The sequence below is a fragment of the Bradyrhizobium sp. DOA1 genome (assembly GCF_001593325.1).
Classification (GTDB): domain Bacteria; phylum Pseudomonadota; class Alphaproteobacteria; order Rhizobiales; family Xanthobacteraceae; genus Bradyrhizobium.
In genome coordinates, this window is the sequence record NZ_JXJM01000001.1 from 990,107 (window position 1) to 1,014,615 (window position 24,509).

At 65.6% G+C, this 24,509-nt stretch carries 21 protein-coding genes; 8 read left to right on the forward strand and 13 right to left on the reverse strand.

Features of this window, described 5'->3' with window-relative positions; translation table 11 throughout:
* Positions 1 to 261: 261 nt before the first annotated feature.
* Together SE91_RS04650 and SE91_RS36890 are read left to right on the forward strand one after the other, a co-directional pair.
* Positions 262 to 1,812, forward strand: coding sequence for a hypothetical protein (locus tag SE91_RS04650; protein ID WP_061846743.1), 1,551 nt, complete (start codon positions 262 to 264; stop codon positions 1,810 to 1,812).
* A 26-nt stretch (positions 1,813 to 1,838) separates the two neighbouring features.
* The gene (locus SE91_RS36890; RefSeq protein ID WP_167520447.1) at positions 1,839 to 2,003 is read left to right on the forward strand and encodes a hypothetical protein; all 165 of its coding nucleotides are present in this window, start codon (positions 1,839 to 1,841) and stop codon (positions 2,001 to 2,003) included.
* A gap of 51 nt (positions 2,004 to 2,054) precedes the next feature.
* Here the strand turns inward: SE91_RS36890 and SE91_RS04655 are convergent, their stop codons facing one another.
* Both SE91_RS04655 and putA read right to left on the reverse strand, forming a co-directional pair.
* Entirely contained in the window at positions 2,055 to 3,260 is a 1,206-nt protein-coding gene (locus SE91_RS04655; RefSeq protein WP_061846744.1) for a CaiB/BaiF CoA transferase family protein, read from the reverse strand.
* A gap of 115 nt (positions 3,261 to 3,375) precedes the next feature.
* Complete coding sequence (gene putA, locus SE91_RS04660; RefSeq protein ID WP_061846745.1) at positions 3,376 to 6,375, reverse strand: bifunctional proline dehydrogenase/L-glutamate gamma-semialdehyde dehydrogenase PutA; 3,000 nt, start codon at positions 6,373 to 6,375, stop codon at positions 3,376 to 3,378.
* 114 nt (positions 6,376 to 6,489) lie between these two features.
* Between putA and SE91_RS04665 the strand changes: the two genes are divergently transcribed.
* A complete protein-coding gene (locus SE91_RS04665; RefSeq protein ID WP_061850962.1) occupies positions 6,490 to 6,951 on the forward strand; it encodes an Lrp/AsnC ligand binding domain-containing protein in 462 nt (153 codons plus the stop codon).
* Between the two features lie 171 nt (positions 6,952 to 7,122).
* Here SE91_RS04665 and SE91_RS04670 read toward each other — a convergent pair whose 3' ends face one another.
* The 4 genes from SE91_RS04670 to SE91_RS04685 all read right to left on the reverse strand — a co-directional run bounded on the left by SE91_RS04670 (position 7,123) and on the right by SE91_RS04685 (position 10,958).
* Positions 7,123 to 7,323: a cold-shock protein gene (locus tag SE91_RS04670; protein WP_008563500.1), complete on the reverse strand. Its 201-nt coding sequence runs from the start codon at positions 7,321 to 7,323 to the stop codon at positions 7,123 to 7,125.
* Between the two features lie 207 nt (positions 7,324 to 7,530).
* Positions 7,531 to 7,839: a SorB family sulfite dehydrogenase c-type cytochrome subunit gene (sorB, locus tag SE91_RS04675; RefSeq protein ID WP_061850963.1), complete on the reverse strand. Its 309-nt coding sequence runs from the start codon at positions 7,837 to 7,839 to the stop codon at positions 7,531 to 7,533.
* Positions 7,840 to 7,851: 12 nt separating this feature from the next.
* On the reverse strand, positions 7,852 to 9,051 hold the full coding sequence (gene sorA, locus SE91_RS04680) for a SorA family sulfite dehydrogenase catalytic subunit (protein WP_061846746.1): 1,200 nt from the start codon (positions 9,049 to 9,051) through the stop codon (positions 7,852 to 7,854).
* A 137-nt stretch (positions 9,052 to 9,188) separates the two neighbouring features.
* Positions 9,189 to 10,958: an adenylate/guanylate cyclase domain-containing protein gene (locus SE91_RS04685; RefSeq protein WP_061846747.1), complete on the reverse strand. Its 1,770-nt coding sequence runs from the start codon at positions 10,956 to 10,958 to the stop codon at positions 9,189 to 9,191.
* A 288-nt stretch (positions 10,959 to 11,246) separates the two neighbouring features.
* Here SE91_RS04685 and SE91_RS04690 point away from each other — a divergent pair, with 288 nt between their 5' ends.
* Positions 11,247 to 12,815, forward strand: a complete 1,569-nt coding sequence (locus SE91_RS04690; protein WP_245318590.1) for a glycosyltransferase family 39 protein — start codon at positions 11,247 to 11,249, stop codon at positions 12,813 to 12,815.
* 123 nt (positions 12,816 to 12,938) lie between these two features.
* Here SE91_RS04690 and SE91_RS04695 read toward each other — a convergent pair whose 3' ends face one another.
* Positions 12,939 to 13,967, reverse strand: coding sequence for a YcjF family protein (locus tag SE91_RS04695; protein WP_060734959.1), 1,029 nt, complete (start codon positions 13,965 to 13,967; stop codon positions 12,939 to 12,941).
* Positions 13,964 to 15,433: a YcjX family GTP-binding protein gene (locus tag SE91_RS04700; RefSeq protein WP_061846749.1), complete on the reverse strand. Its 1,470-nt coding sequence runs from the start codon at positions 15,431 to 15,433 to the stop codon at positions 13,964 to 13,966. The genes SE91_RS04695 and SE91_RS04700 overlap by 4 nt, the downstream gene beginning before the upstream one ends.
* A 177-nt stretch (positions 15,434 to 15,610) precedes the next feature.
* Here SE91_RS04700 and trhA point away from each other — a divergent pair, with 177 nt between their 5' ends.
* Together trhA and SE91_RS04710 are read left to right on the forward strand one after the other, a co-directional pair.
* Positions 15,611 to 16,306 carry a PAQR family membrane homeostasis protein TrhA gene (trhA, locus tag SE91_RS04705; protein WP_061846750.1) on the forward strand — a complete coding sequence of 232 codons (696 nt, stop codon included), beginning with the start codon at positions 15,611 to 15,613 and terminating at the stop codon, positions 16,304 to 16,306.
* A 36-nt stretch (positions 16,307 to 16,342) separates the two neighbouring features.
* A complete protein-coding gene (locus SE91_RS04710; protein WP_061846751.1) occupies positions 16,343 to 17,137 on the forward strand; it encodes an SDR family oxidoreductase in 795 nt (264 codons plus the stop codon).
* A 139-nt stretch (positions 17,138 to 17,276) separates the two neighbouring features.
* Here the strand turns inward: SE91_RS04710 and SE91_RS04715 are convergent, their stop codons facing one another.
* A complete protein-coding gene (locus SE91_RS04715; RefSeq protein ID WP_061846752.1) occupies positions 17,277 to 17,738 on the reverse strand; it encodes a MarR family winged helix-turn-helix transcriptional regulator in 462 nt (153 codons plus the stop codon).
* 75 nt (positions 17,739 to 17,813) lie between these two features.
* On the opposite strand from SE91_RS04715, the gene SE91_RS04720 reads away from it, so the two are divergent.
* A complete protein-coding gene (locus tag SE91_RS04720; RefSeq protein WP_061846753.1) occupies positions 17,814 to 18,590 on the forward strand; it encodes an SDR family NAD(P)-dependent oxidoreductase in 777 nt (258 codons plus the stop codon).
* An 82-nt stretch (positions 18,591 to 18,672) separates the two neighbouring features.
* On the opposite strand, the gene mdlC is transcribed toward SE91_RS04720, so the two are convergent.
* The 4 genes from mdlC to SE91_RS04740 all read right to left on the reverse strand — a co-directional run bounded on the left by mdlC (position 18,673) and on the right by SE91_RS04740 (position 23,618).
* The gene (gene mdlC, locus SE91_RS04725) at positions 18,673 to 20,295 is read right to left on the reverse strand and encodes a benzoylformate decarboxylase (RefSeq protein WP_061846754.1); all 1,623 of its coding nucleotides are present in this window, start codon (positions 20,293 to 20,295) and stop codon (positions 18,673 to 18,675) included.
* 173 nt (positions 20,296 to 20,468) lie between these two features.
* Positions 20,469 to 21,320, reverse strand: a complete 852-nt coding sequence (locus SE91_RS04730) for an HTD2 family dehydratase (protein WP_061846755.1) — start codon at positions 21,318 to 21,320, stop codon at positions 20,469 to 20,471.
* A gap of 14 nt (positions 21,321 to 21,334) precedes the next feature.
* Entirely contained in the window at positions 21,335 to 22,438 is a 1,104-nt protein-coding gene (locus tag SE91_RS04735) for a CaiB/BaiF CoA transferase family protein (RefSeq protein ID WP_061846756.1), read from the reverse strand.
* Positions 22,439 to 22,448: 10 nt separating this feature from the next.
* On the reverse strand, positions 22,449 to 23,618 hold the full coding sequence (locus tag SE91_RS04740; protein WP_061846757.1) for an acyl-CoA dehydrogenase family protein: 1,170 nt from the start codon (positions 23,616 to 23,618) through the stop codon (positions 22,449 to 22,451).
* Positions 23,619 to 23,743: 125 nt separating this feature from the next.
* On the opposite strand from SE91_RS04740, the gene SE91_RS04745 reads away from it, so the two are divergent.
* Positions 23,744 to 24,509 (forward strand): LysR substrate-binding domain-containing protein (locus tag SE91_RS04745; protein ID WP_061846758.1); only part of this gene is annotated, 766 nt, incomplete at its 3' end.

Here is a 24,509-nt window from a genome sequence, read left to right on the forward strand (position 1 = left end):
GGCTGGAGGCTGCGCAACGCCTCCAACGGCGCTGCGCTGATCGAGGGCCGCGACGGCCTCTACGAGGTCTATCCCGGCGATCCCATTCCGGGCGTTGGCCGCGTCGATGCGATCCGCCGCCAGGACGGCCGCTGGGTCGTCGTCACCAGCAAGGGCCTGATCGTCGGGCGCTGAGCTATGCGACTTTCGAAAAGGCGCTTCACCACCGTGTGAGGCGCCTTTTTACTTGAATAGGCGTGCCTGCACGGTGTTACCTCAGGCATGAGCCGCGCGCTGCGAATTCTCATTGCCGTCGCCGCATTGCTGGGCGGTATCGTTTCGCTTTCGGCGGCGGAGACCGCGCAGCTTTCGCGCGGCACGGCGATCACCGATCCCGATCTGTTGCGCCGGCTCGACCAGAGCGATGCGCTCACCATCTCACGTTTGCTGTCGCCGGAGCGGAATGCCGATGGTCCGCTCACGACGGACCTGATGTTCGCGTCGCTGCCGCAGCTTGCGCCAATTCTCCCGGCGATCGATGCGGAGCTCGACCGCTACGTCTCCCGGTATAGGGAGACATATCCGGGCGAGACCATCGGCGTCGGCGAGGGCTTTGACGTGCAATTGTTCGATCGGGCCAATCTGACATCGCGCGACACGCGCTTCGTGCTGGTCGGCATCGTCAACCGCATGGACCGCGCCTATGTGTCGGAGGAGACCTGCGGCGAGATCCGGCTGATCTACCGTCTCGCACGTTTCGACAGCAGGCCCGATGGCGGCAAGACGGCAACGCGTCTGCCGATGACGCTCAACCTGGTGATGAAGACGCGCGACGCGCGCCAGACGGATGCGAACGGCAAGCCGGTCAGTTGCGCCGAGATCGCGCGGCGCTGGCTCGACAATGGCGCCTGGCAAGGCTTGATCGGCAATCGCCTTTCGCCCGACGACACCATGCTCGATCGCATCGAGACCAACATCCAGGTCTCGGTCGCGCCGAAATCGGCGCTGCATGATTTCCGCTCCGACTACCTGCTCAAGGTGTTCAAATACGACCCTGCGACCAAACGTTTCGAGGAATCGACGCTGGAGAACCAGATCGATCGCGACCGGATCCTTGCCGACGACGCGCTGCGCCGCGACTTCCGGGACTGGTTGCTCGCGCCCGATAATTTGCGCGAGTTCGATCGCGGCACGGTGCTGATTCCGGAAAAATTCCTGGCCAAGGCCGCGGTGGTGCCGACGCCGGCGGGCCTCGATGCGTCGGCGCTGCAGCCGGAGTTCGGCATGATGCAGGGCGAAGGAGACGGGGAAGGCAGGGGCGACCCCGTCTTCACCGACAACGACGTGGTCGGCGCGCTGAAGCGGGCGGCGGCGCGCGGCATCGACATGCAGAACGTCCGCTCGGTCGCCGGCTTCCAGCGCCGTCTCAACGACGTCACCTGCGCCGGCTGTCACCAGACCCGCGGCATCGGCGGCTTCCATTTTCCAGGCGTCGATTGGCTTGCGGACAGTCCGCCGAATTCCTCCATCGTGCCGGCCTCGCCGCATTTCTTCGGCGATCAGGTTCGCCGCCGCGACATCCTGACCGCGTTCGCTGCGGGCAAACGTCCTGATTTCTCACGCGGATTTTCCAGCCGGCCGCAGACGCGCGGCAGCCGCGAGCTCGCCGGCACCGAATATCAGGACGGCTGGGGCGCGCATTGTTCCCTGCAAAATCACGGATCGGGAACGGCGGACAAGAGTTTTACGTCATGGAGCTGTGCTAAAGGTCTCACCTGTCAGGCTGCCGCGGCCTCCAGCCGCATCGGCATGTGCTTCATCAAGACGCGTTAGACCAAACCAAGCGATTTGGATGACCGATGACAGATACGGGCAATGCCAATAAGGCGCGCAATCGCGAGATTGCGCGCAATGAAGAAGCCAAGCAGGTCACCGGCAGCATCCGCGTCAGCACCTGGGCGGTCGCGGTGGTGGTGATCGTCGGCGGGATTTTGTTCACGCTGGGCTGGCTGGCGCTGCGATGATCTTCTTACCTCTTCCCCGTTCGACGGCTGTGTAAGTGACTGGCCGCGCCCTTACCCCACCGCCCCCTTCGCCCGCAGCTGCTTGATCGCCGCCTCGTCATATCCCGCGCCGCGCAAGATCTCGTCACTGTGCTCGCCCACGCCGGGCGGCTTGCGCGGCTGAACCTTCTTGGCGCCGTCGATCCAGATCGGGCTGTTGATGGTCAGCATGGTGTCGTTCTCGAACGGCACCAGCACCTCGTTGTCGAGCATCTGCTTGTCGTTGGGGATGTCGTCGAGAATGCCGACGACGCCGAACACGAGGCCGTTGCCGTCCAGGATCTTGCGCCATTCGGCGAGATCCTTGGTGGCGAAGGTCTCGTCGAGGATCTTGATCAGCTCGACGGAGCGGGCATGCCTGTCGGCCTTGGTGGCGAAGCGAGGATCGTCGATCAAATCCTCGCGGCCGAGGCAGCGCGCCAGCGTCGGAAACTGCTTCTCCTCGTTGAGCAGCGACAGGATCAGCCAGCGGCCGTCCTTGCACTGGTAGTGGTTGGCGACCGCGTTCAGCGCGCGCTCGCGCGGGCGCCGCTCGCCGAACTTGGCGCCGCAGAGTTTTGCCTGTGCCAGCACGCTGGCGGCCCACACCCCGTTCGCCATCAAATTGGAGGCGACATGCGAGCCCTTGCCGGTCTTCTCGCGCTGATACAGCGCAGTGACGATGGCACCATAGAACGCCATGGCGCAGGGATGGTCACCCATGCCGGCGACCGAGCGGGCCGGCGTGGTGTCGATGTCGGCGCGGACGAGGTCCATCAGGCCGGAGCGCGCCCAATAGGCGTTGCTGTCGAAGCCGGGCTTGTTGGCCTCCTCGCCCTTCTCGCCATAGCCGGTGAAGGAGGCGTAGATCAGCCTTTCGTTGAGATGGGCGAGGTGGTCATAGGTGATGCCGAGCTTGGCGCGCACCGGCGGTGGCATGTTGGTGATGAAGACGTCGGCCTCCGCCACGAGCTTGTACAGCACGGCCTGCGCTTCGCTCTTGGAGAGGTCGAGCGCGATGCTCTTCTTGTTGCGGGCCTCCAGCAGCCAGGCGAAATTGTGCTCGCCGGAGGGATAGCCCGGCAGGTTTGGCAGGTTGCGATAGGGGTCCCCCGCGCCGGGCGGCTCGATTTTGATGACGTCGGCGCCGAAATCCGACAGCACGGTCGCGGCCGCCGGCGCTGCGATGAAGCTCGCGCAGTCCAGAACCTTCAGGCCCGAGAAAATGCCTTTTTCCATCGCGGCGTTGCTCCCTCGCTCTTGTCGTTTCCCGCGCGCTGGAATTGGCGCGGGCCCATCATGGAAGCATTAGACCGATGTTTCCGCGGGATGCAACGGCGCCCGGCGCAGGGCCTCACTCCTCCCCCGCAAGCAATGCCGCATTGCCGCCGGCAGCCGCGGTGTTGATGGTCACGGTCTGCTCGGTGGCAAAGCGCGCAAGGTAGTGCGGCCCGCCGGCCTTGGGGCCGGTTCCGGACAGACCGTTGCCGCCGAAGGGCTGCACACCGACGACGGCGCCGATCATGTTGCGATTGACGTAGATGTTGCCGACCTGGACGCGGTCGATGATGGCCTCGATCGTGTCGTCGATGCGGGAATGAACGCCAAGCGTGAGGCCGTAGCCGGTGCGCTCGATCGCCTGCAACACGCGCTCGAGGGTCTCGGCGCGGTAGCGCACGACATGCAGGATCGGGCCGAACACTTCCTCCGTGAGCTGGCCGGCCTCCCTGAGCTCGAAGATGTGCGGCGCGACGAAGCAGCCGTCCGGTGCGTCGCCTGCAAAGTGCAGTCGCGCCTCGCTCTTCATCCGCGCGATATGGGCGTCGAGGCGCTGCTTCGCGTCGGCGTCGATCACCGGCCCGACATGGGTCGCGACGTCTGCGGGATCGCCGATCCTGAGCTCGCGCGCCGCGCCTGCGATCATCTCGATCATGCGGTCCGCAACATCCTCCTGCACGAACAGGAGCCGCAGCGCCGAGCAGCGCTGGCCGGCGGAACGGAACGCGGAAGTCACGACGTCGTCGGCGACCTGCTCGGGCAGCGCGGTGGCATCCGCGATCATGGCATTGATGCCGCCGGTCTCCGCGATCAGCGGCACGATCGGCCCGTCCTTGGCAGCGAGCGTCCGGTTGATCTGGCGCGCCACTTCGGTCGAGCCGGTGAAGACGACCCCCGCGACATCCGCATGCGCGGTCAGCACGGCGCCGATGCGGCCATCGCCTGTGACGAGATGCAGCGCGCTCCTGGGGATGCCCGCCTCATGCAGCAGGGCCACGGCCTCGCGCGCGATGCGCGGCGTCTGCTCGGCGGGCTTTGCCACCACGCTGTTGCCGGCCATCAGCGCTGCCGTGACCTGACCGAGGAAGATCGCCAGCGGAAAATTCCACGGCGAGATCGCGACGAACACGCCGCGCCCGCGCAGGGCGAGCGCGTTGCTTTCGCCGGTCGGGCCGGGCATGGCGGCCTCACTTCCGAACAGCTTTCGACCTTGCGCGGCGTAATAGCGGCAGAAATCGGCGGCCTCGCGCAATTCCGACAGCGCATCGTCGAGCGTCTTGCCGCCCTCGGCTTGCAAGAGCGCGATGAAATGCGCGCTGCGGCTCTCCAGGAGATGCGCGGCCTGCTCCAGTGCCGCCGCGCGCGTGGCCGCCGGCGTCCGGCTCCAGCCGGCAAATCCGGCGCGCGCGGCAATCACCGCCGCGTTGGCCTGGTCCGGCGTTGCGTCGGTAATGGGGCCGAGATCAGCCGCCTCGGCCCTGACGTCAGCGAGCAACTGGCCAAGTGCGGCACGCGCACCGAACTCCACGCCGCGCGAATTGCGCCGCTCCGGCGCAAAGAGATCGCCGGGCAGCGGAATTTTGGAATGCGCGGCCTGTTGCGGCTTCGCGATCGCATCGGCGGGACGCTGCAACAGCGCGGGCACCGGTACGCGGTAATCGGCCGCCTGTGCCACGAAGGAGGAATTGGCGCCGTTCTCCAGTAGCCGCCGCACCAGATAGGCGAGCAGGTCGCGATGGCTGCCGACCGGCGCATAGGTGCGATAGGCGATATCCGGGTGGTCCTTGGCAAGCTGCTCGTACAGCGCTTCGCCCATGCCGTGCAGGCGCTGGAACTCGAAGCCGCCGCTCCCTCCTGCAAGCTCCAGCACGGTCGCGACCGTCAGCGCGTTGTGGGTGGCGAATTGTGGGAAGATGCGCGGCCGCAACGCCAGCAGCTGCGTCGCGCAGGCGACGAAGTTCAGATCGGTCATCGCCTTGCGCGTGAACACGGGATAGCCGTCGAGCCCGCGCTCCTGGGTGCGCTTGATCTCGGTGTCCCAATAAGCGCCCTTGACGAGGCGCACCATCAGCCTGCGGTCATGCGCGCGGGCGAGCGCATCGACATAGTCGATCACCGCGCTGGCGCGCTTCTGATAGGCCTGGATGGCCAGGCCGAATCCGTTCCAGCCGGCAAGCGAAGGATCGGCCAGCGTTGCCGCGATCACGTCGAGCGACAGCTCCAGCCGGTCCGCTTCCTCAGCATCGACAGTGAAGTTGAGGTCATGAGCCCTCGCGCGCTGCGCGAGGTCCAGCAGCAGCGGCACCAACTCGGCCATCACGCGGTCGCGGCTGATCGCCTCGAAGCGCGGATGCAAGGCCGAGAGTTTTACGGAGATACCCGGCCGGTCCGGGAGGGGATGGCTGCCGGCCGCCTTGCCGATCGTCTCGATCGCGCTGGCATAGGCGTCGAAATAACGCCTGGCGTCGGTGGCCGTGCGGGCGCCTTCGCCAAGCATGTCGAAGGAATAGCGCGGCTTCTGGCCGGACCGCGGTTTACCCCGCTCCAGCGCCTGCTCGATGGTCTCGCCGAGCACGAAATGATTGCCCATCAGCCGCATCGCCTGGCGCGTGGCGGTGCGCACGGCCGGCGCGCCGAGCCGCTTCACCAGCCGGCCGATGGTGCCGTCGGGCGTCTCGCCGAGCTGGATCACCCGCGCCGACAGGCCGAGCGCCCAGGCCGAGGCGTTGACCAGGAACGCCGTGGACTTGGTCTCGTGATGGATGAAGTCGCCCTCGCCGAGCTTGTCCTCGATGAACTGGTCGGCGGTGCGCGCATCGGGCACGCGCAGCAGCGCCTCCGCCAGCACCATCAAGGCCAGCCCTTCCTTGGTGGAGAGCGCGAATTCCCGCAGCATGTCCTCGACCCCGCCGAGCCGGTCGTCGCGCTTGCGGATAGCCTCGATCAGCCGCGTCGCGGTGCGGTCGATCCGCGCCTCCTGCGGCGGGCTGAGCGGCGCGGCCAGCAACAGCCGTGCGGCGATCTCGCTATCATCGGGTGCGTAGGGGGCGGAGAAGGGCGGTGGAATGTTCGGCATGGCGTGTCCTGTGGCTGAAATCCAGGATAAGGCGCACGGTACCGCAGTTCGATAGACAATTTAGTCGATTTGCCTTAGGAAATGAAGATCGTCACCCATGCAGCCTCACAAGATATGGAACTAGACCGAATCGACCGGAAAATCCTCGCGATTTTGCAGGAGGATGGCCGCATCGCCAATGTCGAGCTCGCCGAGCGCATCGGGCTCTCGCCGACGTCGATCGGCGAGCGGCTGAAACGCCTGCAACGCGAGGGCTTCGTCGAAGGCTACGGTGCGCGGCTCAATCCGCACCGACTTGGCCTCGGCCTCTTGGTGTTCGTCGAGGTGCTGCTGGACAAGACCACGCCCGACAATTTCGAGCGTTTTGCGCGCGCCGTGAAACTCGCGCCCGAGGTGCTGGAGTGTCACATGGTTGCCGGCGGCTTCGACTATCTTGTGAAGGCGCGGCTGGCCGACATGACCGCCTATCGACGATTCCTCGGCGAGACTCTGCTGTCGATGCCGGGCCTGCGCGAGACGCGGACCTATGCGGTGATGGAGGAGATCAAGCGCGACGCACCGTTGCCGGTGGGTTGACGAAGTGCCGTCGCGATTGTCATTGCTGTGGCGTTGATAAGCGGTCCTTCGAGGAAAAAATAGCTATCCTTGTGCAAACGCAACGCCTGTCGTCGAATGCACTGGCCGTGTTCTAAAATTTTTTGGCCCGGCTCCCGGATCGATCCGGGAGGCAGCTAAAGGCTGGCGGGCTTATACTTTGAGGTTCTCTGCGGAGGTTTTGCCCCGGTTTGCGATCTCTTCGTATTCCACCGTCTGTCCCTCGTTCAGCGTGGACAAACCGGCTTTCTGCACTGCCGAGATATGCACGAACACATCCTTGCCACCCGACGCAGGCTGGATAAATCCATAACCCTTCGTCGGGTTGAACCACTTGACCGTACCTTTAGCCATCACGACTTCTCCGCGGGTCTTCCTCCGAGATCTCGAACCGCCAGTCCCCGCCAACCGGCCGGTTCGGTCCTAACAGGATACGCGGAATGTGGCAGGCTTGGTAGCTCAAACCACATCGGCCTTTCGCCGAATTCCGCTCAACTTCGCAGCGTTTTTGCCGGTTTTGCCCGTTTCGCGGTCAATTGACTGCGGGTGTCGTACCCTCCGTCAATAAGTCGCGGCCAAGTAGTCGACGATCTTGCCGACATCAGCATCGTCGATCGGTGCGCCATAGACCTTGATCATCTTGGTCACCTCGGCCTGCCAGAAGGCCTTCTTGTCCTTCATCGCTGGCTGTGTGGCGATGTAGTCGGACGAATGGCAGGCGCTGCAATTGCCCTGCACGATCTCGAGATTGGGCCCGGGCTTGAAGGCGGCCACCTCGTCGGGGGTCTTGTAATTGATCGGCGCCGCAAGCGCCGCCTCTACCGCGGCAGCAAGGGCGAGGGGCACGGTGAGGAGAACGGTGCGCTGCATGATCATTCTCCTTTAGACCACCGTTACCCGGACCGCTTCGACGACATTGCGTAGATAACCCGCCGGGTTCCAGCGCGGCGTGTCGGGCTGGGTCTCGCCGCCATTGCCGGTGGCGCGGACCTTGAGCTCGTGGCTGCCGGCCGCGAGCTTCACCGGCAGCTTCCATTCGCGGAACGCGTATTTGCCGAGATCCTTGCCGAGCTTGGCGCTGGCCCAGGTCTTGCCGCCGTCGGCGGAGACCTCGACCTCCTTGATGCCCTTGCCGCCGTCGAAGGCGATGCCGCGCAGGGTGGTGCGGCCGGCCTTGAGCTTGGCGCCGCCGGAGACATTGGTGATGAAGGAGCGGATCGTAAAGCGGTTGATCGGAATCGTCGCCTTCGGCGCGGTGCCGGGCTCGACCGCGTTGTTGGGCGTGTCGGGAATACGGTAGGCCGATTTCATCCAGAAGCCGTCATAGACGTTGTCGATGACCGTGATCTCGTTGAGGTGCTTGACCCAGTAGGTGCCGTAATAGCCAGGCACGATCAGCCGCAACGGGAAGCCGTTGAGGAACGGCAGATCCTCGCCGTTCATGCCATAGGCCAGCATCACCTCGCCGTCGGCGGCATGATCGAGATCGAGCGCTTTGACGAAGTCGGGTGTCTTGTCGCTGACGGGGCCGTCCATGCCGTTGAAGGTGACCTGCTTGGCGCCGGCCTGCACGCCGGCCATCTCCAGCACCGCCTTCAGCGGTACGCCGCGCCAGCGCGCACAGCCCATGGCGCCGTTGGCGAGCTGCCCGCCAGCGACGCGCGGCTCGAAGAAGCCGCGGCTGTTGCCGGAGCACTGATTGACGGCGACGATCTCGGTCGCCTTCATCTTCCTGATGTCCTTCAGCGACAATTTCAGCGGCTTGTCGACCTTGCCCTTGACCTCGAGCGTGAACGTGTCGGGATCGAGATTGTAGGGCAGGTCCGAGAGGTGATAGCGCACGAAGAACGCATTGTTCGGCGTGATCGGGCCATCGTTGAACACCGCAAACGGCGTTTCGAGCTGCGGCGGGCGGCTGGTCAGGCCGATCATCGGCCGCTTCTGCGGATATTTCACCAGCGGCCGCTCGCCATTTGCAAAGGGCAGGGTGACGGTGTCGAACGCCAGCGCTTTGGTGGCGTTCAGTGCGGCCGCCATGGCGGCGAGGCCCGCTCCTTTGAGCAGGTCGCGTCGATCGAACATTCTTTTCTCCTCCCGGAGCTTTTCGTTGGACCAGCGGTCATCACCACGATCCTGCGCCCATCTGTCGCAACGATTTGCATGAAGTCAATTCGTGCTTTCGCAGCGAGCCCATGCCGCTGCGTTGCAGCAGGCCGGTGTTACGCGGTGGTGATTTGGTCCCTTAGATTCGACCTCGTCGCGGGCTCTGCACCACTGCCACTTCGATCGACCAGTGCCGCCAACTTCCGCGCATCCGCCACCACGCGCACGGCGAGCGGCTCGTCGCGGCCGCGGATCGCGACCTCCTGCTGCGGCAGGGCGTCGTCGGCAAGGCCGGCGCTGCGCCGGACTTCGTCCGAGACGACGGCCTCGCAGGCCAGCGTCTTGGTCATGTCCTGGAGACGGGCGGCGACGTTGACGGCATCGCCGAGCGCGGTGAAGACGACGTGATCGCGATAGCCGATGTCGCCGATGATGACCTCGCCGCCGTGAATGCCGATGCCGAAGCGGATCGGCTGACGCAGATCGTGGCTCAGGAACTCGTTGAGCTGGTCGATATGCGTGGCAATGCCGGCGGCCGCCTTCAGCGCCTGCCGGCAGGCGGTTTGCGGATCGGCCGTGAGCCCGAACAGCGCCAGCATGCCGTCGCCGACGAACTGGTTGGGCTGGCCGCCGTTCTCGATCACCGCTTGCGACACCGCGCCGAGGAAGCGGTTGACGATGAAGACGGTGTCGAACGGCAGCCGCTTTTCCGCCAGCTGGGTCGAGCCGCGCATGTCCACGAACAGGCTGACGAGATAACGCTCCTGGCCGATACTGGCCGAGGTCGAGGCTCCGTCCGTCGCATGCATGTGGGGTGTGAAGAGCTGGAAGAAGGAGAGGTCGGAGGTCGGCCGCAGCTGGCAGGCTAGGCGGATCGACGGATCGGCGGTGCCGACGCGGGTGAGCACGAAGGCCTCGCGCTGCGACGGTGTCGGCAATACGTCATGATCCCCGATGACGCGGATACGGCAGGTCGAGCAGCGGGCGCGGCCGCCACAGACGCTGGCATGGGGCACGTTGTGGCGCAGGCTTGCTTCCAGCACGGACAGGCCCTTGGGGACCCGCACCGTCTTGCCGTTGCCGTAGGACAGCGCGATCATGCCGCCGCGCCGTTCGCGCCAGGCCCGTACGCCGCGCGCCGCCAGCACCAGGGCGAGCAATCCGAAATAGCCCACGGTGAGACCGCCCGCGACGCGGTCGAGCGTATTGTTTTCTGCGACTGTGCCAACCTGACGGCGGGTGAGGTTTTGCGAACGCCAGTCCCGGTCGTCGCTCTCGATCTCGACGCTGCGGCCGCCCTGATAGATGCCGAGCAGGGACAACGTCGGGATCAGCACGGCGGCCGCGAGCAGATAGGGCGCAGCGCGCGGGAAGAATGGCTTGAGGCGGAGCCAGAAGTAAATCCCGATGCAGCCGTGCACCCAGGCGATGAGAAGCAGGATCGTCATCTGCCACAGCCGGCCCGGCGCCGCGACGAAGAACAGATAGAGCTCCTGCGGATAGAGCTTCTGATGATCGTACAGCGTGTAGCCGAGCCGCACCCCGATCACATGTCCCATGACTAGCGCGGGGATGCTCAGGCCCAGCACTAGCTGGAGCGGTTCGATAGTCCGCCAGCGGAACTGGCGGCGCTGGTACAGCGCGTAGACGCCGAGTCCCAAATGGGTGAGCGCGGCCGCGTAGAAGATGATCGAGACGGGAAGGAACTGCCAGAACAGTGTGTGATAGTAGACGCCGGCTTCCATCGCCTCGACCGAGATGTTGCCGAGCGCATGGTTGAGGAAGTGGCTGATCACGTAGGCGAACAGGATGACGCCGCAGACGAGCCGCACCTGCCGCACGCCGGTGGCGCGGACGGCGGACATCTGTATGGGAGCGGTGGCCATGATTCGATTGTATCAGTTCATGAAAGACAACAGCCAGCGTAGCGTTTAATTCTAAATGTGGACAGGTTGTGAGGTCACATGCCTGGGAAGATGCCTCACCCCGTGGTTATTGGTCCCGGGTCGCGCTTCGCTTGCCCAGGACGACACCTGTTGGGGGGACTCCCCACATTGACTCCCCCTCCCAAGTCGGGGAAAAGCGCGGCCGTGACGATCGCTCCCGACATCTCCACGAGGCGAGACGGCGCCGAACGCCGTGTCATCGTTATCGCCTTGCTCGTCATCGCCGCGATGACCGTGCTGCGCATCGTCTATGCCTCCGCGATCGAGCTGCGCACCGACGAGGCCTATTACTGGACCTGGTCGAAGGAAACGGCGCTCAGCTTCCTCGATCATCCGCCGGGCATCGCCTGGCTGATCCGCTTCGGCACCGCGATCTTCGGTGACACCCCGCTCGGTGTCCGCTTCGGCGGCATCGTCGCGATGCTGGTGACGCAGCTCCTGCTCGCCGACATCGTCCGCCGCCTCACGCATGATGCGCGCGCCGTGATGCTTGCGGTGCTGATGCCGGAGGCCGCGCTCTATTACGGCCTGCTGATGGCCAAGGTCGCGCCCGATGTCGCGATGATCCCGTTTGCGGTGGCGATGATGTGGTCGCTGGTGCGGCTGGCGCAGGGCGGCGACGGCCGCTGGTGGCTGGCGGCCGGGCTGTTCGCGGGCCTTTCGATGCTGTCGAAATTCACCGCGATCATGCTCGCGCCAGCGATTGCCGCCTTTCTGCTGGTGCCGGATTGGCGCTGGCGCTGGCTGCGCAGTCCTTACCCCTATCTCGCCGTACTGGTCGCGATAGCGGTGTTCTCGCCGGTACTGATCTGGAACGCGCAGCATGACTGGGCCTCGTTCCGCTTCCAGGGCGTACGCGCCACCGCCAATTACGGCGTCTCGCTGCGCACGATAGGCGACTACATCGGCCTGCAATTCGGCCTGGTCGGCTTTGTCATGCTGCCGGTGGTGTTGACCGGGCTGGTGCTGACGGCGTGGCGCGGCTATCGCACGCGCGAGCCGGTCGCGATCCTGCTCTCGACCGCGGTGCTGGTGCCGTTTCTCTACTTCTTCTTCAAGTCGCTGACGCTCCGTGTCGGCGACACCTGGCCGATGTTCATGTGGCCGGTCGGTTTTGCCGCCGCGGCGGTCAACCTCTGGACAATGACCAAGGAGAGGTGGTCTGAGCGGATGATCAGATCGTCGCTGTTCTGGGCCAACACGGCGGTGGTCTCCGGCATCGCCTTCGTCGTCATCGTGTTCCTCTATTACGTCGCCGCGCCCTGGAATCTTCTCGGCAAGATCGATCCGATCGGCGCCGAAGCCGGCTACGAGCAGGTCGCCGCGCGCGCGCAGGCGGTACTCGACGAGACCGGCGCGACCTGGATCGCGACCACGGACTACCGCACCTACGCGATGATGCGCTGGCTGTTCCGCGGCCGTGTGCCCGTGATCGAGATCAACGAGCGCGGCCGCTTCCAGGATTTCCGCGATCCCGGCATGGACAGGATCAAGGGTCACGCCGGCATCTATGTCGGCCGCGAGCCGGATAATCGTTCGTCGCTGTGGGAGAATATCCCGGCGAAACGCGAGCAGCTCGGCAAAGTCGAACGTAGCTGGCGCGGCCGCGTGATGGACACCTATGTGCTGGAAAAGCTCACCGGCTGGACCCCGGAGCTGTCACCGCCGAAGGATTCGCCGCTGTTTCAGTGGAAGGTGCTGGCGGGGGAATTCGAGAAACGGGAGCGCACAGCCAGCGCGACGCGCTCCTCTTTCCTTCTCCCCTTGTGGGAGAAGGTGGCGCGAAGCGCCGGATGAGGGGTATCGCTCCGCGGACACGACTGCGAGGGCTTACGTGCGGAGAGATACCCCTCACCCGTCTCGCCGCTTTGCGGCGAGCCACCCTCTCCCACAAGGGGAGAGGGTGAGTCGCACGACGAGTTACTCGTCCTCATCCTTTTTCCGCAGCAGATCCGTCGCGAGATCCGCCAGCTTCGGCGGCGGCAGCGCTGCGAATGGCAGCGGCCGCGTGACGTCGATCGCAGCCAGCCCCAGCCGCGCCGTCAACAAGCCGTTGAGCACGCCTTCGCCCAGCCGCTGCGACAGCTTTGCCGCGATGCCGTGGCCGAGCATCTGCTGCACCAGGCTGTCGCTCGCGGCCATCCCGCCCGTGATGGCGAGATGGGCGATGACGTGGCGGAGCAGGCGGATCATGCCGAGCGCGCCGGGACGGCCGCCGTAGAGATAGGCGAGTTGCCGGATCAGGCGCAGTGCGGCGACGAAGACAAACAGCACGTCGATCGCCGCGCGTGGGCTTACCGCGGTGACGATCGAGACCTTTTGCGCGGCCGACGACACCAGCCGCCGCGCCTCGGCGTCCAGCGGCGACATCAACTCGCGCTCGGCGAGCCGGATCATGTCGGCGCCGTCGATGATCTCACCGGCATGGCTCTCCAGCTTGGCGCGGGCGCGGGCGAGCTGGGGGTTCTGATGCGCAATGTCGAGGAGGTCCTGCACGATGATGCGGCTCTCCTTGCGATCATCGCTGGCGAGCACCGCAGCCGCCCGCTGATGCAGCTTCTCGATGGTTGCAAGCCGCGCCAGGCCGAACGCCTCGCGCCCGATCACCACCGCGAGCGCAAGCGCGGTGACGAATGCAAAGGCAAGTCCGACGAAGCCGAGCGTTTCGCTGCGCGCAAACAGATCCTCGATCAGATGGACCACGCCGAGCCCGACCCCGAGCAGCGTCAGCCCGGCAAGACCCGACCAGAACAGCGTGCCCCAGGGAAAGCCGCGCCGCGCCGGACGCGCGGCTTGAACCGGCACCGGCAGCGTGGCCGGATCGGGCTCCGGGGTGATCTGGATGGTGGCGCGGCCGAGCCGGCTGATCTCATCGGCCTCGGTGACGACGACGCCGGGATCGTCGAGCCGGAACGTCGCCGGCCGCCGCTGCTGGGATCGCTCGGTCATGACAGCTTGTCTCCGATCAGGAACTGCAGGGCACGGTCGAGGCGGATGTGTGGCAGCGCCGGCGCTTCGGTGCCCTCGGGCTCGAGCTTCGGCGGCCGGAAGCGCAGGAAGCGGAAGTCGCTGCTCCCGGCGGCCTGCGTCGAGAGCCCGCGGAACGAATCCGTGCCGTTGAACAACGGTTCGGGATCCAGCGGCAGATCGCCGGGGAACGTAGCGACCTCGGTGTTGCCGTCGAACAATTCGCCGCCGGCGCTCTCGCCCGCGGCCGGTGTTCCCAGGATCGACGGCAGTTTGTCGCGGCCATGCGCCACCTGTGCCTCGCGCGTCGCGCGCACGGCGGCGAGCGCGACGACGTCGATCGCCGCGCCGGTATTTTCCGCACGCGCAACCGCGCGTGTGACGGCACGGCGCAGCACGGCCTCGAGCCGGTCGTGGCTGGAATGATGTAGGTGATCGGCCTTGGTCGCCGCGAACAGGATGCGGTCGATGCGCGGCCGGAACAGGCTTGAGAGCAAGGTACTGCGGCCGATGTTGAAGCAATCGAGAATGCCGGCAAGCGCGGCTTCGAGATCGTGCAGCGCCTCCGGGCCGGAGTTGAATGCGGCGAGCGCGTCGGCCAGCACGATCTGGCGATCGAGGCGCGCGAAATGATCGCGGAAGAACGGCCGCACCACCATGTCCTTGTAGGCCTCAAAGCGGCGCACCATCATCGCCCAGAGCGAGCCGTCCGGCGCTTGCCTGCCCGCGGGCACGTCAAGCGGCGCGAAGGTCAGTGCCGGCGTGTCGGCGAGATTGCCGGGCATCAGGAAGCGGCCGGGCGGCAGCAGGCTCATCGCGAAGCGCTCGTCGCGGCAGGCGCGCAAATAATTTGTGAAGAGCTTCGCGGCCGTCAGCGTTGCCTGCTCGTCCTCGCGTGTTTCGGGTTTGAGTGTTGCGAGATGCGCGTGCCAGTCCGCGGCCAGATGCGCGCGCGGTGCTTCGCGTGACAGCGCGAGGCTTTCCGCCGACCATTGCTCGTAGCTCTTCTGGAGCAGCGGCAGGTCCAGCAGCCATTCGCCGGGATAGTCGACGATGTCGACTGTCAGCGTGCGGTCGGCGCCGTTTGGGCGCTGATAGTCGATGACGAGCCTGAGCTCGCTGATGTCGACGGTCGAGTTCGGCCAGCGCCGCTCCTCGATCAGCGCGCGCAGATGGTTCTCATACGCGAAGCGCGGCACGGCATCGTCGGGCTGTGGCGTCAGATATGCCCGCGCGATCCGGCCCGAGGCATAGGCCTCGAACACCGGAAACCTGCCGCCACGGGTGAGGCCATGGATCAGCGCGGTGATGAACACCGTCTTGCCGGCGCGCGACAGGCCGGTGACCCCGAGACGCACCGTTGGATTGAAGAAGTGCTCGCCATAGTCGATCAGCGCCCGCGCCGATTGCCGCGCTTCTTCGACCATATCTTGGAAACTGAATGCCATATGAACGTTAACTGATCTCGGGCGGGCGGGATGTGTGACCGTTCACAAAAGTGGCAATTGCGTGAGGAAAATCAAGTTTCATACTTCCACCGCCTTTGTCGGCAAACGGCGGTTTGAACGACGCGCCGGTCCCGAAAGACCCATAGAAAAGGGCATTGCCAAGCTTTGCGGATTGCCATGACCGTCTTCCAGCTGAAACAGTTTGCATCCACCTCCGTCCACGCCGCAGCCGACGTGATCGGCTGGAACTATGATCGCGCCGAGCTGATCGCCGACGGCATCATCCATGGGATCGGCGTGCTCTCCGGCATCATTGCCGCGACCGTGCTGGTGGTGCTGACGGCGATCTATGCCGACGCGACAGACGTCGTCGGCGTCTCGATCTATGTCGCGGGCCTGATCTCGATGCTGGTGCTGTCGGCGACTTATAATCTATGGCCGGTGTCGCCGGCCAAATGGCTGCTGCGGCGGTTCGACCATTCGGCGATCTATCTCCTGATCGCGGCGACCTACACTCCGTTCATCCTGGAGGTGAAGGACAGTGTGTTCGCGCTGGTGCTGCTCGCGGGCGTCTGGTGCGTGGCGCTCCTCGGCATCGTGCTGAAGCTGCTCTATCCCGGCCGGTTCGACCGGGTCTCGGTCGGCATCTATCTCGCGATGGGCTGGAGCGGCGTGATGCTCTATGGCCCCGTGGTCAGGGCGTTGCCCGCGCTGGCGCTCGGCTTCATCCTGGCGGGCGGCCTGCTCTACAGCTTCGGCGTGATCTTCCACGCCTGGCGGCGGCTGCGCTTCCAGAATGCAATCTGGCACGGCTTTGTCTTGGCCGGCGCGGCGTGCCATTATACCGCGGTGCTCGACCTCGTGTTGAGCTGAGCACGAACAAAAAGCGGTATTCAGAGGAGACGTCGCATGCAGGTGACCGGCAAGGTCGTGGTCGTCACGGGCGGCGCAAACGGCATCGGCAAGGCGCTGTGCGAGGCCTTTCACAATGCGAGCGCAACCAAGGTCGTCGTCGCAGACATGGACGCCGCCAATGCGCGGGCGGTCGCGGCCATGGTGGACGGCGCCGCCTTCAAATGCGACGTCGCGCAGGAAAAGGATATTGCCCACGTCATCGAGGAGACCGAGCGGCAGTTCGGCCCGATCGCGCTGTTCTGCTCCAATGCCGGCATCGGCGGTGGCTTCGATCCGATGTCGGTCAACGCCGGCGGCGCCTCGGACGAGCCCTGGCAGCGCAGCTGGGCGATCCACGTCATGGCGCACGTCTATGCCGCGCGGCATCTGATCCCGCGCATGAAGGCGCGCGGCGGCGGCTATTTCCTCAACACCATCTCGGCCGCGGGCCTGCTGTCGCAGGTCGGCAGCCCGGCCTATTCGACGACCAAGCATGCCGCGGTCGGCTTTGCCGAGAATCTCGCGATCTCGCACAAGGCCGACAACATCAAGGTCTCGATCCTCTGCCCGCAGGGCGTCGACACCAACATGCTGCGCTCGATTCCAAAGGGCCCGCAATCCGGCGACGGCGACCTCACGCCCGAGCAGGTCGCGAAAGACGTGCTCACCGGCCTCGAGCAGGAAACGTTCCTGATCCTGCCGCATCCGCAAGTGCTCGGCTACATGCGCAAGAAGACCGAGAATTACGACCGATGGATCGGCGGCATGGCCAAGATCCAGGCGAAGATGCGCGAGGAGTTCGGGAAGTAGGGGAGGCTGGTTCCCCAATCAGCGCTGTCATGCCCCGCGAAAGCGGGGCATCCAGTACGCCGCGGCATATCGATTAACCACCGACGTCTCGGAGTACTGGATCGCCCGGTCAAGCCGGGCGATGACACCGAGAATGCGGTCAGGCCACCGACTCGGACTCGCTTTCCATCCGGCTCTGCCTGAGCGCCCGCGCATAGAGCATCATCCCCTCACGCACCGTGCGCTGCTCGGCCTCGGTCAGCGCAGCCAGCGCGCCGCGCACCTGCTGGCGGCCGAACGCGTGCAGCGCCTCGAGCGTGCGCCGGCCCTTTGCCGTCAATGACAACAGCTTGCTGCGCGCGTCCCTCTCGTCCGGCGTCTCGCGCAGCTCGCCGCAGTGGATCAGCTTCCGCACCAATCGGCTGACGCTGGATTTCTCCAGGCGCAGGAAATCACCCAGCTCCGCGGACGTCATGGGCCCGCGAATGCCGATCTCCAGGATGGTGTGGACCGCCGACGGCGGATAGTCAGAGGCCGCCACCGTCGCATCCATGAAGCCGAGCTCGCGCACCATCAGGCGCGACGCGGCACGGATATCGTCGATTAGCGCAAGCTGGGCCATCTTGACTCCCGGCACATAGTTGTACCATACAACTATATGCGTGCAACGGCGCGCGCAAGCGTTTTGGAGTGAGCCATGAGTGGAGCTTCGCCGGCAAGTCAGCGGATGAGGGGCAAGGTCTGCCTCGTCACGGGCGGCGGCAGCGGCATCGGCCGTGCCACGGCACTGCGGATGGCATCCGAAGGCGCGGAGGCGATTCTCGTCGCGGGTCGCCGCGCGGCCGAGATCGAGGCGACCGCCGCGGGTTGCCGCGACCTCGGCGCGGTGGCGATCGCACTCCAAACCGACATCACGCGCGAGGACGACGTCGCGCGCCTCGTCGGCACGGCCATCGCGCGTTGCGGCCGGCTCGACGTCGCCTTCAACAATGCCGGCTTCCAGGAGCGCCGAGCTCCGCTGGAGGAGCAGGGCACCGAGATCTATGACAGCGTGTTCGACACCAATGTCCGCGCGCTGTTCCTGTGCCTGCGCCACCAACTGCCGGCCATGCTGGCGCAGGGACGCGGCAGCATCGTCGTTAACGCCTCCGTCAGCGGCGTGCGCAATCCCAATCCGGGCTTCTCGCTCTATTCGGCCTCGAAGGCCGCCGCGATCTCGCTGACACGCTCGGCGGCGATGGAGAACGCCCCGCGCGGCATCCGCATCAACGCCATCGCCCCTGGCCGCGTCGTCACCGACATGATGCTGCGCGCCGGCGTCGGCGATGTCGCGACGGTGAGCGCAGGCCTGCCGCTGCGGCGGATGGGCAGCCCGGAGGAGGTGGCGGAGGCCGTGGTGTGGCTAGCCTCGGATGCGTCATCGTACGTCGTGGGACACGTGCTGGCGGCGGATGGAGGATTCCTCGCTTCGTAGCCCGGATGAGCGAAGCGACGTCCGGGACTTCTGTCGTTGCAGCACCCCGGATATCGCTATGCTCATCCAGGCTGCGGCAGCGTCAATGCTTCTGCCCGTACAGCACCGGCACCGCTGAATCCACGACGACCTCCACGAGGCTCGTACCCGCATACGCCATCCCGCGCTTGAGCGCCTCGCCGAGCTCCGCCGCTTTCGTCACTCGCACGGCATGGCAGCCCATGCCTTCGGCGAGCCGCACGAAATCGATCCCCGGCAGCTCCAGCCCGGGCACGTTCCGCACCTGCATCACCTGGCTGAACGAGCGCATCGCGCCGTAGCCGGAATTGTTGAGGACGACGATGGTGAGCGGCAGCTTGCGCTGCGCCGCGGTCCACAGCGCCTGGATCGAATACATCGCCGAGCCGTCGCCGATCAGGCAGACCGTGCGGCTGTTCGGCTTGCCCAGCGCCATGCCGACGGCAGCGGGCAGGGAATAGCCGAGGCCGCCGCTGGCCATCGTGTAAAAACTGTCCTGGCCGGGCATCGGCAGGAATTTCTGCATCGCCGGACGGTGCGAGGGCACTTCCTCGACAAGTGACGCGCCTTCCGGCATCGTCTGCGACAATGAATGCAGCAGGAACTCGACCGGGAGCGGATCGGCCGCTTGCGGCGCCGGCGGTAGCGTGCGGCCCTTCGGTGCCGCGCGCTTGCTCTCCGGCAGCAGGTCGAGCAGCATCGAAAGCGCCGGCTTCATGGTCGCGATGATGCTGGTGCCGACCGGCGTCACCGCCGCCGCATCCGCATCGTCGGTAATCTGGAAGATCGTCGCGCCGCCGTCGAAGATCGCGGCATGGCCCTCGACATGGAAGGTGAACACCGGCGCGCCGATCACCACGACGAGATCGTGCTCGCGCAGTGCGTCGGACAGTTGCGCGGGCGAGGCGTGCAGGAAGCCCGCAAATTGCGGATGCCGCTCGGGGAACGAGCAGCGCGCCGAGAACGGGCTGACCCAGACGCTGGCCTTCGCCTTCTCGGCGACGCGCACCATCAGCTCCACCGCGCCGGCGCGGTCGACCGCGGGGCCGACGACAAGGGCAGGGTGCTTCGCGGCGCCGAGCGCAGCGACCAGACTCTTCATCGCGTCAGGCTCGGGGCCGATCTCGCGGCTGACCTTGCGGGCCTCGATCGGTGCGCAGGCATGCGCCCAATCGTCGATCGGGATAGATACGAAAGTCGGCCCGCACGGCGGCTGCATCGCAGTGTAATAGGCGCGCGCAATCGCGGCCGGCACGTCCTCGGGCCGCGCTGGCTCGACGCTGTACTTCACGTAAGGCCGCGGGAATTCAGACGCGCGCTCGGCATAGAGGAACGCCTGCAGCGGCAGGATCGAGCGCGCCTGCTGGCCCGCGGTGATCACGAGCGGCGTCTGGTTTCGATGCGCGGTGTAGATGTTGCCGAGCGCATTGCCGACGCCGGCCGCCGAATGCAGATTGACGAAGCCGGCATTGCGTGTCGCCTGCGCGTAACCGTCGGCCATGCCGACGGCGGAGGCTTCCTGCAGCGCCAGCACGTAGTCGATGTCGTCGGGCCAGTCGCTCAGGAACGGCAGCTCGGTCGAGCCGGGGTTGCCGAACACCTTGTCGATGCCGAAGGCGCGCAGCAGGTCGAGTGTCGCCTGCTTCACGGTGACGGATTTGCTGCCGGTCTTCCCGTTCTTGGACATGGATTCCGTCCCTTCTTCATTCCTCATCCTGAGGAGCGCGCCTTCGCGCGTCTCGAAGGATGAAGGCCCGGCTGGTGGCCTCGCCCTTCGAGACGCGCGCGAAAGGCGCGCTCCTCAGGGTGAGGGTCTAGATCGGCACGCCGCCGCTCGCAATGACGGAGAGACCGCGGTCGCTACCACACCGCCGTGCCCCTCATCGTCGGCTGCCCTTCCGCGTTCGCGGTCCACAGCTCCATGCCCGCCTCGGTCTCGTTGGCGTTGATGGAAAACTCGGTACCCTCGAACAGCGGCTGCAGCCCACGATAGCTGAACTTCTTCGGCGCCCTGCCGCCACGCAGCTTCGCCGCCATCTCGATGATCAGCGCCGCCTGCAACGGGCCGTGGAAGATCAGGCCCGGATAGCCCTCGACCTTGGTGACGTAGTCGCGATCGTAATGGATGCGGTGGCCGTTGAAGGTCAGCGCAGAGTAGCGGAACAGCAGCACGGGATCCGAGACATGCGTCTCGCGATGCTGCGCTTTCGGCGGCGGAGGCGGGGCCTTGGCGGGAGCCGCCTGCGTGCTTGTCAATTCGCGATAGACGATGTCCTGCCGTTCGCGGATGGCCGTGCCGCGCGGCGAGGAGATGCTGTGCTCGACCGAGACGAAGCAGAGCGTACCGGTCGAGCCTGATTTCACCTGCACATCGGCGATGCGCGAGGTCCGCGTTGATTCATCGCCGACACAAAGCGGCTGCAGGAATTCGATCTCGCCGCCGGCCCACATCCGGCGCGGCAGCGGCACCGGCGGCAGGAAGCCGCCGCGGGTCGGATGACCGTCGGGCCCGAGCATCGACATCGGAAACACCGGCTGCGCCAGGCACCAGTGCACGGTGAACGGTGCGGCATCGCCTTTCCTGGGCTCGCCGACCTCCTGGAACAGCGTCGCGCGCAGGCCCTTGGCGAGCTGTGCGGTGACGATATCGGTGGCCTCCGTGCTGCGGCCGATCCATTGTCGCAAATGATCGATGTCGAGCTTCTCGGTCATGACGCCTCGCTCTGTTACTTCTTCGATTGTGGATTCTCACCGATGGCGGGCACCGGGCCGTAGGAGCGGGTCTCGCCGACGATGATCGGCGCCGGCGCGGGATAGCTGACGCGGCCGTTCGGCGTGTCGACCTCGATGCGACGCAGATGCGGGTGGCCCGTGAGATCGGCCATGGTGTTGACCTCGGCGAAGGCGATGTCGGCGTCCGACAGCCGCTTCAAGAGCTCGTCGCGCGTCATCTTGCCGAAGATGTCCGCAACGGTCGTGTCGGTGAACTCGCGGTTGCGCACCCGCTCGACCATGTTGGCGACGCGCGGATCGGCCGGCAGATCAGGCTGGTCGAGCACCTTGGCGCACAGCGTCTTCCACTCGCGCTCGCTCTGGATCGAGATCAGGATGTCCTTGCCATCCTTGGAGGTGAATACGCCGTAGGGCGCGATCGAGGGATGGCGCAGGCCCATGCGCTTGGGCGGATTGCCCGCCTCGGAGTTCAGCAGCGGCACGGTGCACCAATCCGCCATCACGTCGAACATGGAGATGCGGATGTCGGCGCCCTTGCCCGTGCGCCCGCGCGCGATCAGCGCCTCCAGAATTGCCGCATGCGCGGTCGCGCCGGTCGCGACGTCCACGATCGACATGCCGACGCGCGAGGCGCCGTCGGGATTGCCGGTGATCGAGGCAAGCCCGCTTTCCGCCTGGATCAAGAGATCATAGGCCTTGCGATGCGCGTAAGGGCCCTCATCGCCATAGCCGGTGATGGTGCACGAGATCAGCTTCGGATAGTCCTTCAAAAGCCGCTCGCGCGAGAAGCCGAGCTTGTCCATCGAGCCCGGCTTGAGGTTCTGGATCAGCACGTCGGCGCTCGCGATCAGCTTCTCCAGTTCCGCGCAGCCTTCTTTCGTCGCGAGGTCGACCACGGCCGATCGCTTGCCGCGGTTGAGCCAGACGAAATAGCTGCTCTGGCCCTTGGCCGCGGCGTCATAGCCGCGGGCGAAATCGCCTTCGGGGCGTTCGATCTTGATTACCTCCGCGCCGGCATCCGCCAGGCGCGAGGAGCAGAACGGCGCCGCCACCGCCTGCTCGACCGCAATCACCCTGATCCCGTCCAATGCTCCCATGATCGCCGCCTCAGTACGAGCGCGGCATGCCGAGCACGTGCTCGGCGACGAAGGAGAGCACGAGGTTGGTCGAGATCGGCGCCACCTGATAGAGCCGCGTCTCGCGGAACTTGCGCTCGACGTCGTACTCCTCGGCAAAGCCAAAGCCGCCATGGGTCTGGATGCAGGCATTGGCCGCTTCCCAGGACGCGTCTGCCGCCAGCATCTTGGCCATGTTGGCCTCGGCGCCGCAATCGAGCCCGGCTTCGTATTTGCGGGTGGCTTCCTTCACCATCAATTCGGCCGCGCGCATCGAAGCGTAGGCCTTGGCGATCGGGAACTGAATGCCCTGGTTCTGGCCGATCGGCCGGCCGAACACGCTGCGCTCCTTGGCGTAGTTGGTTGCCTTGGCGATGAACCATTTGGCGTCGCCAACGCATTCGGCCGCGATCAAAATGCGCTCGGCGTTCATGCCGGACAGGATGTAGCGAAAGCCCTTGCCTTCCTCGCCGATCAGGTTCTCCGCCGGCACCTTCATGTCTGTGAAGAACACTTCGGTCGTGGCGTGGTTCATCATGGTGCGGATCGGGCGGATTTCGAGGCCGTTGTTCTTGGCCTCGCGCATGTCGACGATGAACACCGACAGGCCATCGGTGCGCTTCTTCACCTGGTCCTTCGGCGTGGTGCGCGCCAGCAGCACCATCAGGTCGGAATGCTCGGCGCGGCTGGTCCAGATCTTCTGGCCGTTGACGATGTAGCCGTCATTGCCGTCCTTGCGGGCGAAGGTTTTCAGCGAGGAGGTGTCGGTGCCGCTGGTCGGCTCGGTGACGCCGAACGCCTGAAGACGCAATTCGCCACTGGCGATCTTCGGCAAATATTTCGCCTTCTGCTCATCGTTGCCGTGCCGCAGCACGGTGCCCATCGTGTACATCTGGGCATGGCAGCCGCCGCCGTTGCAGCCCGCGCGCTGGATCTCTTCGAGGATCGCGGCGGCCGCCGAGAGCTTCAGGCCGGCGCCGCCATATTCCTCGGGGATCAGCACCGAGAGATAGCCGGCCTCCGTCAGCGCGTCGACGAAGGCCTTGGGGTAAGCCATCTCGCGATCGAGCTTGCGCCAGTATTCGCCGGGAAACTGTGCGCAAAGTTTTGCGACGGCTTCGCGGATGTCGGCGTAGTCTTCGGTGTGGTGGTCTTGACTCATGGCGTTTCCAATCGATGGCGGCAGTTAAGATAACGCCGGCCAATCCTCTGGCGTTGTGAAAACATCGCCAGCCCCCTATGCTCTTTTGCTATAGCGTATGGAGTAGCCTTCCAGGATTGGCAAGCATGGATTTCCGGCAGCTCAGGACCTTCAGTTGCGTGGCGCAGCTTGGCAGCCTCTCCAAGGCCTCCGACACGCTGCGCGTCGCGCAGCCGGCGCTCTCTCGGCAGATCAAGCTCCTGGAACACGAGCTGCGCACGGAGCTGTTCACCCGCAACGGACGCGGCATGGTGCTGACAGAAGCTGGCCGCCTGCTGCTGGCGCGCACCTCCGGCATCGTGCGGCAGATCGACCAGATTCGCGATGACATCCAATCGACCAAGGGCCCGCCGTCGGGCCAAGTCGTGCTTGGCCTGGTTCCAACCGTGAGCTGCGTGCTGTCGGCGCGCTTTGCGCGGCGCAGCGTCGAAAAGTTTCCCGGCATCTCGCTGCGCATCGTCGAGAGCTACAGCGGCCATCTCGTCGAATGGCTGCATCGCGGCGAGATGGACCTTGCCATCCTCTACGGCCGCTCCGCCGACCTGCATCTCAACGTCGAGAGCCTCGGCCGCGACAACATCGTCGCGGTCGGCCCGCGTGGCTGCGGCCTCGCACGCAAGAAGAGCGTCGACATCGGCTGGTTGTTGCGGCAGCGCCTGGTGCTGCCCAGTCATTCCCACGGCCTCCGCGCCCTGATCGAGCACGCCGCCGCCCAGCGCAAGATCAAGCTCGACGTCCAGCTGGAGGCGGATTCGTTTCGCGTGCTGACGAGCCTCGTCGAGGAGGGGCTCGGCTTTGCGCTGCTGCCACCCTCGTCGGTCCACGCCGAGGTCGCGGACGGACGGCTGGAAA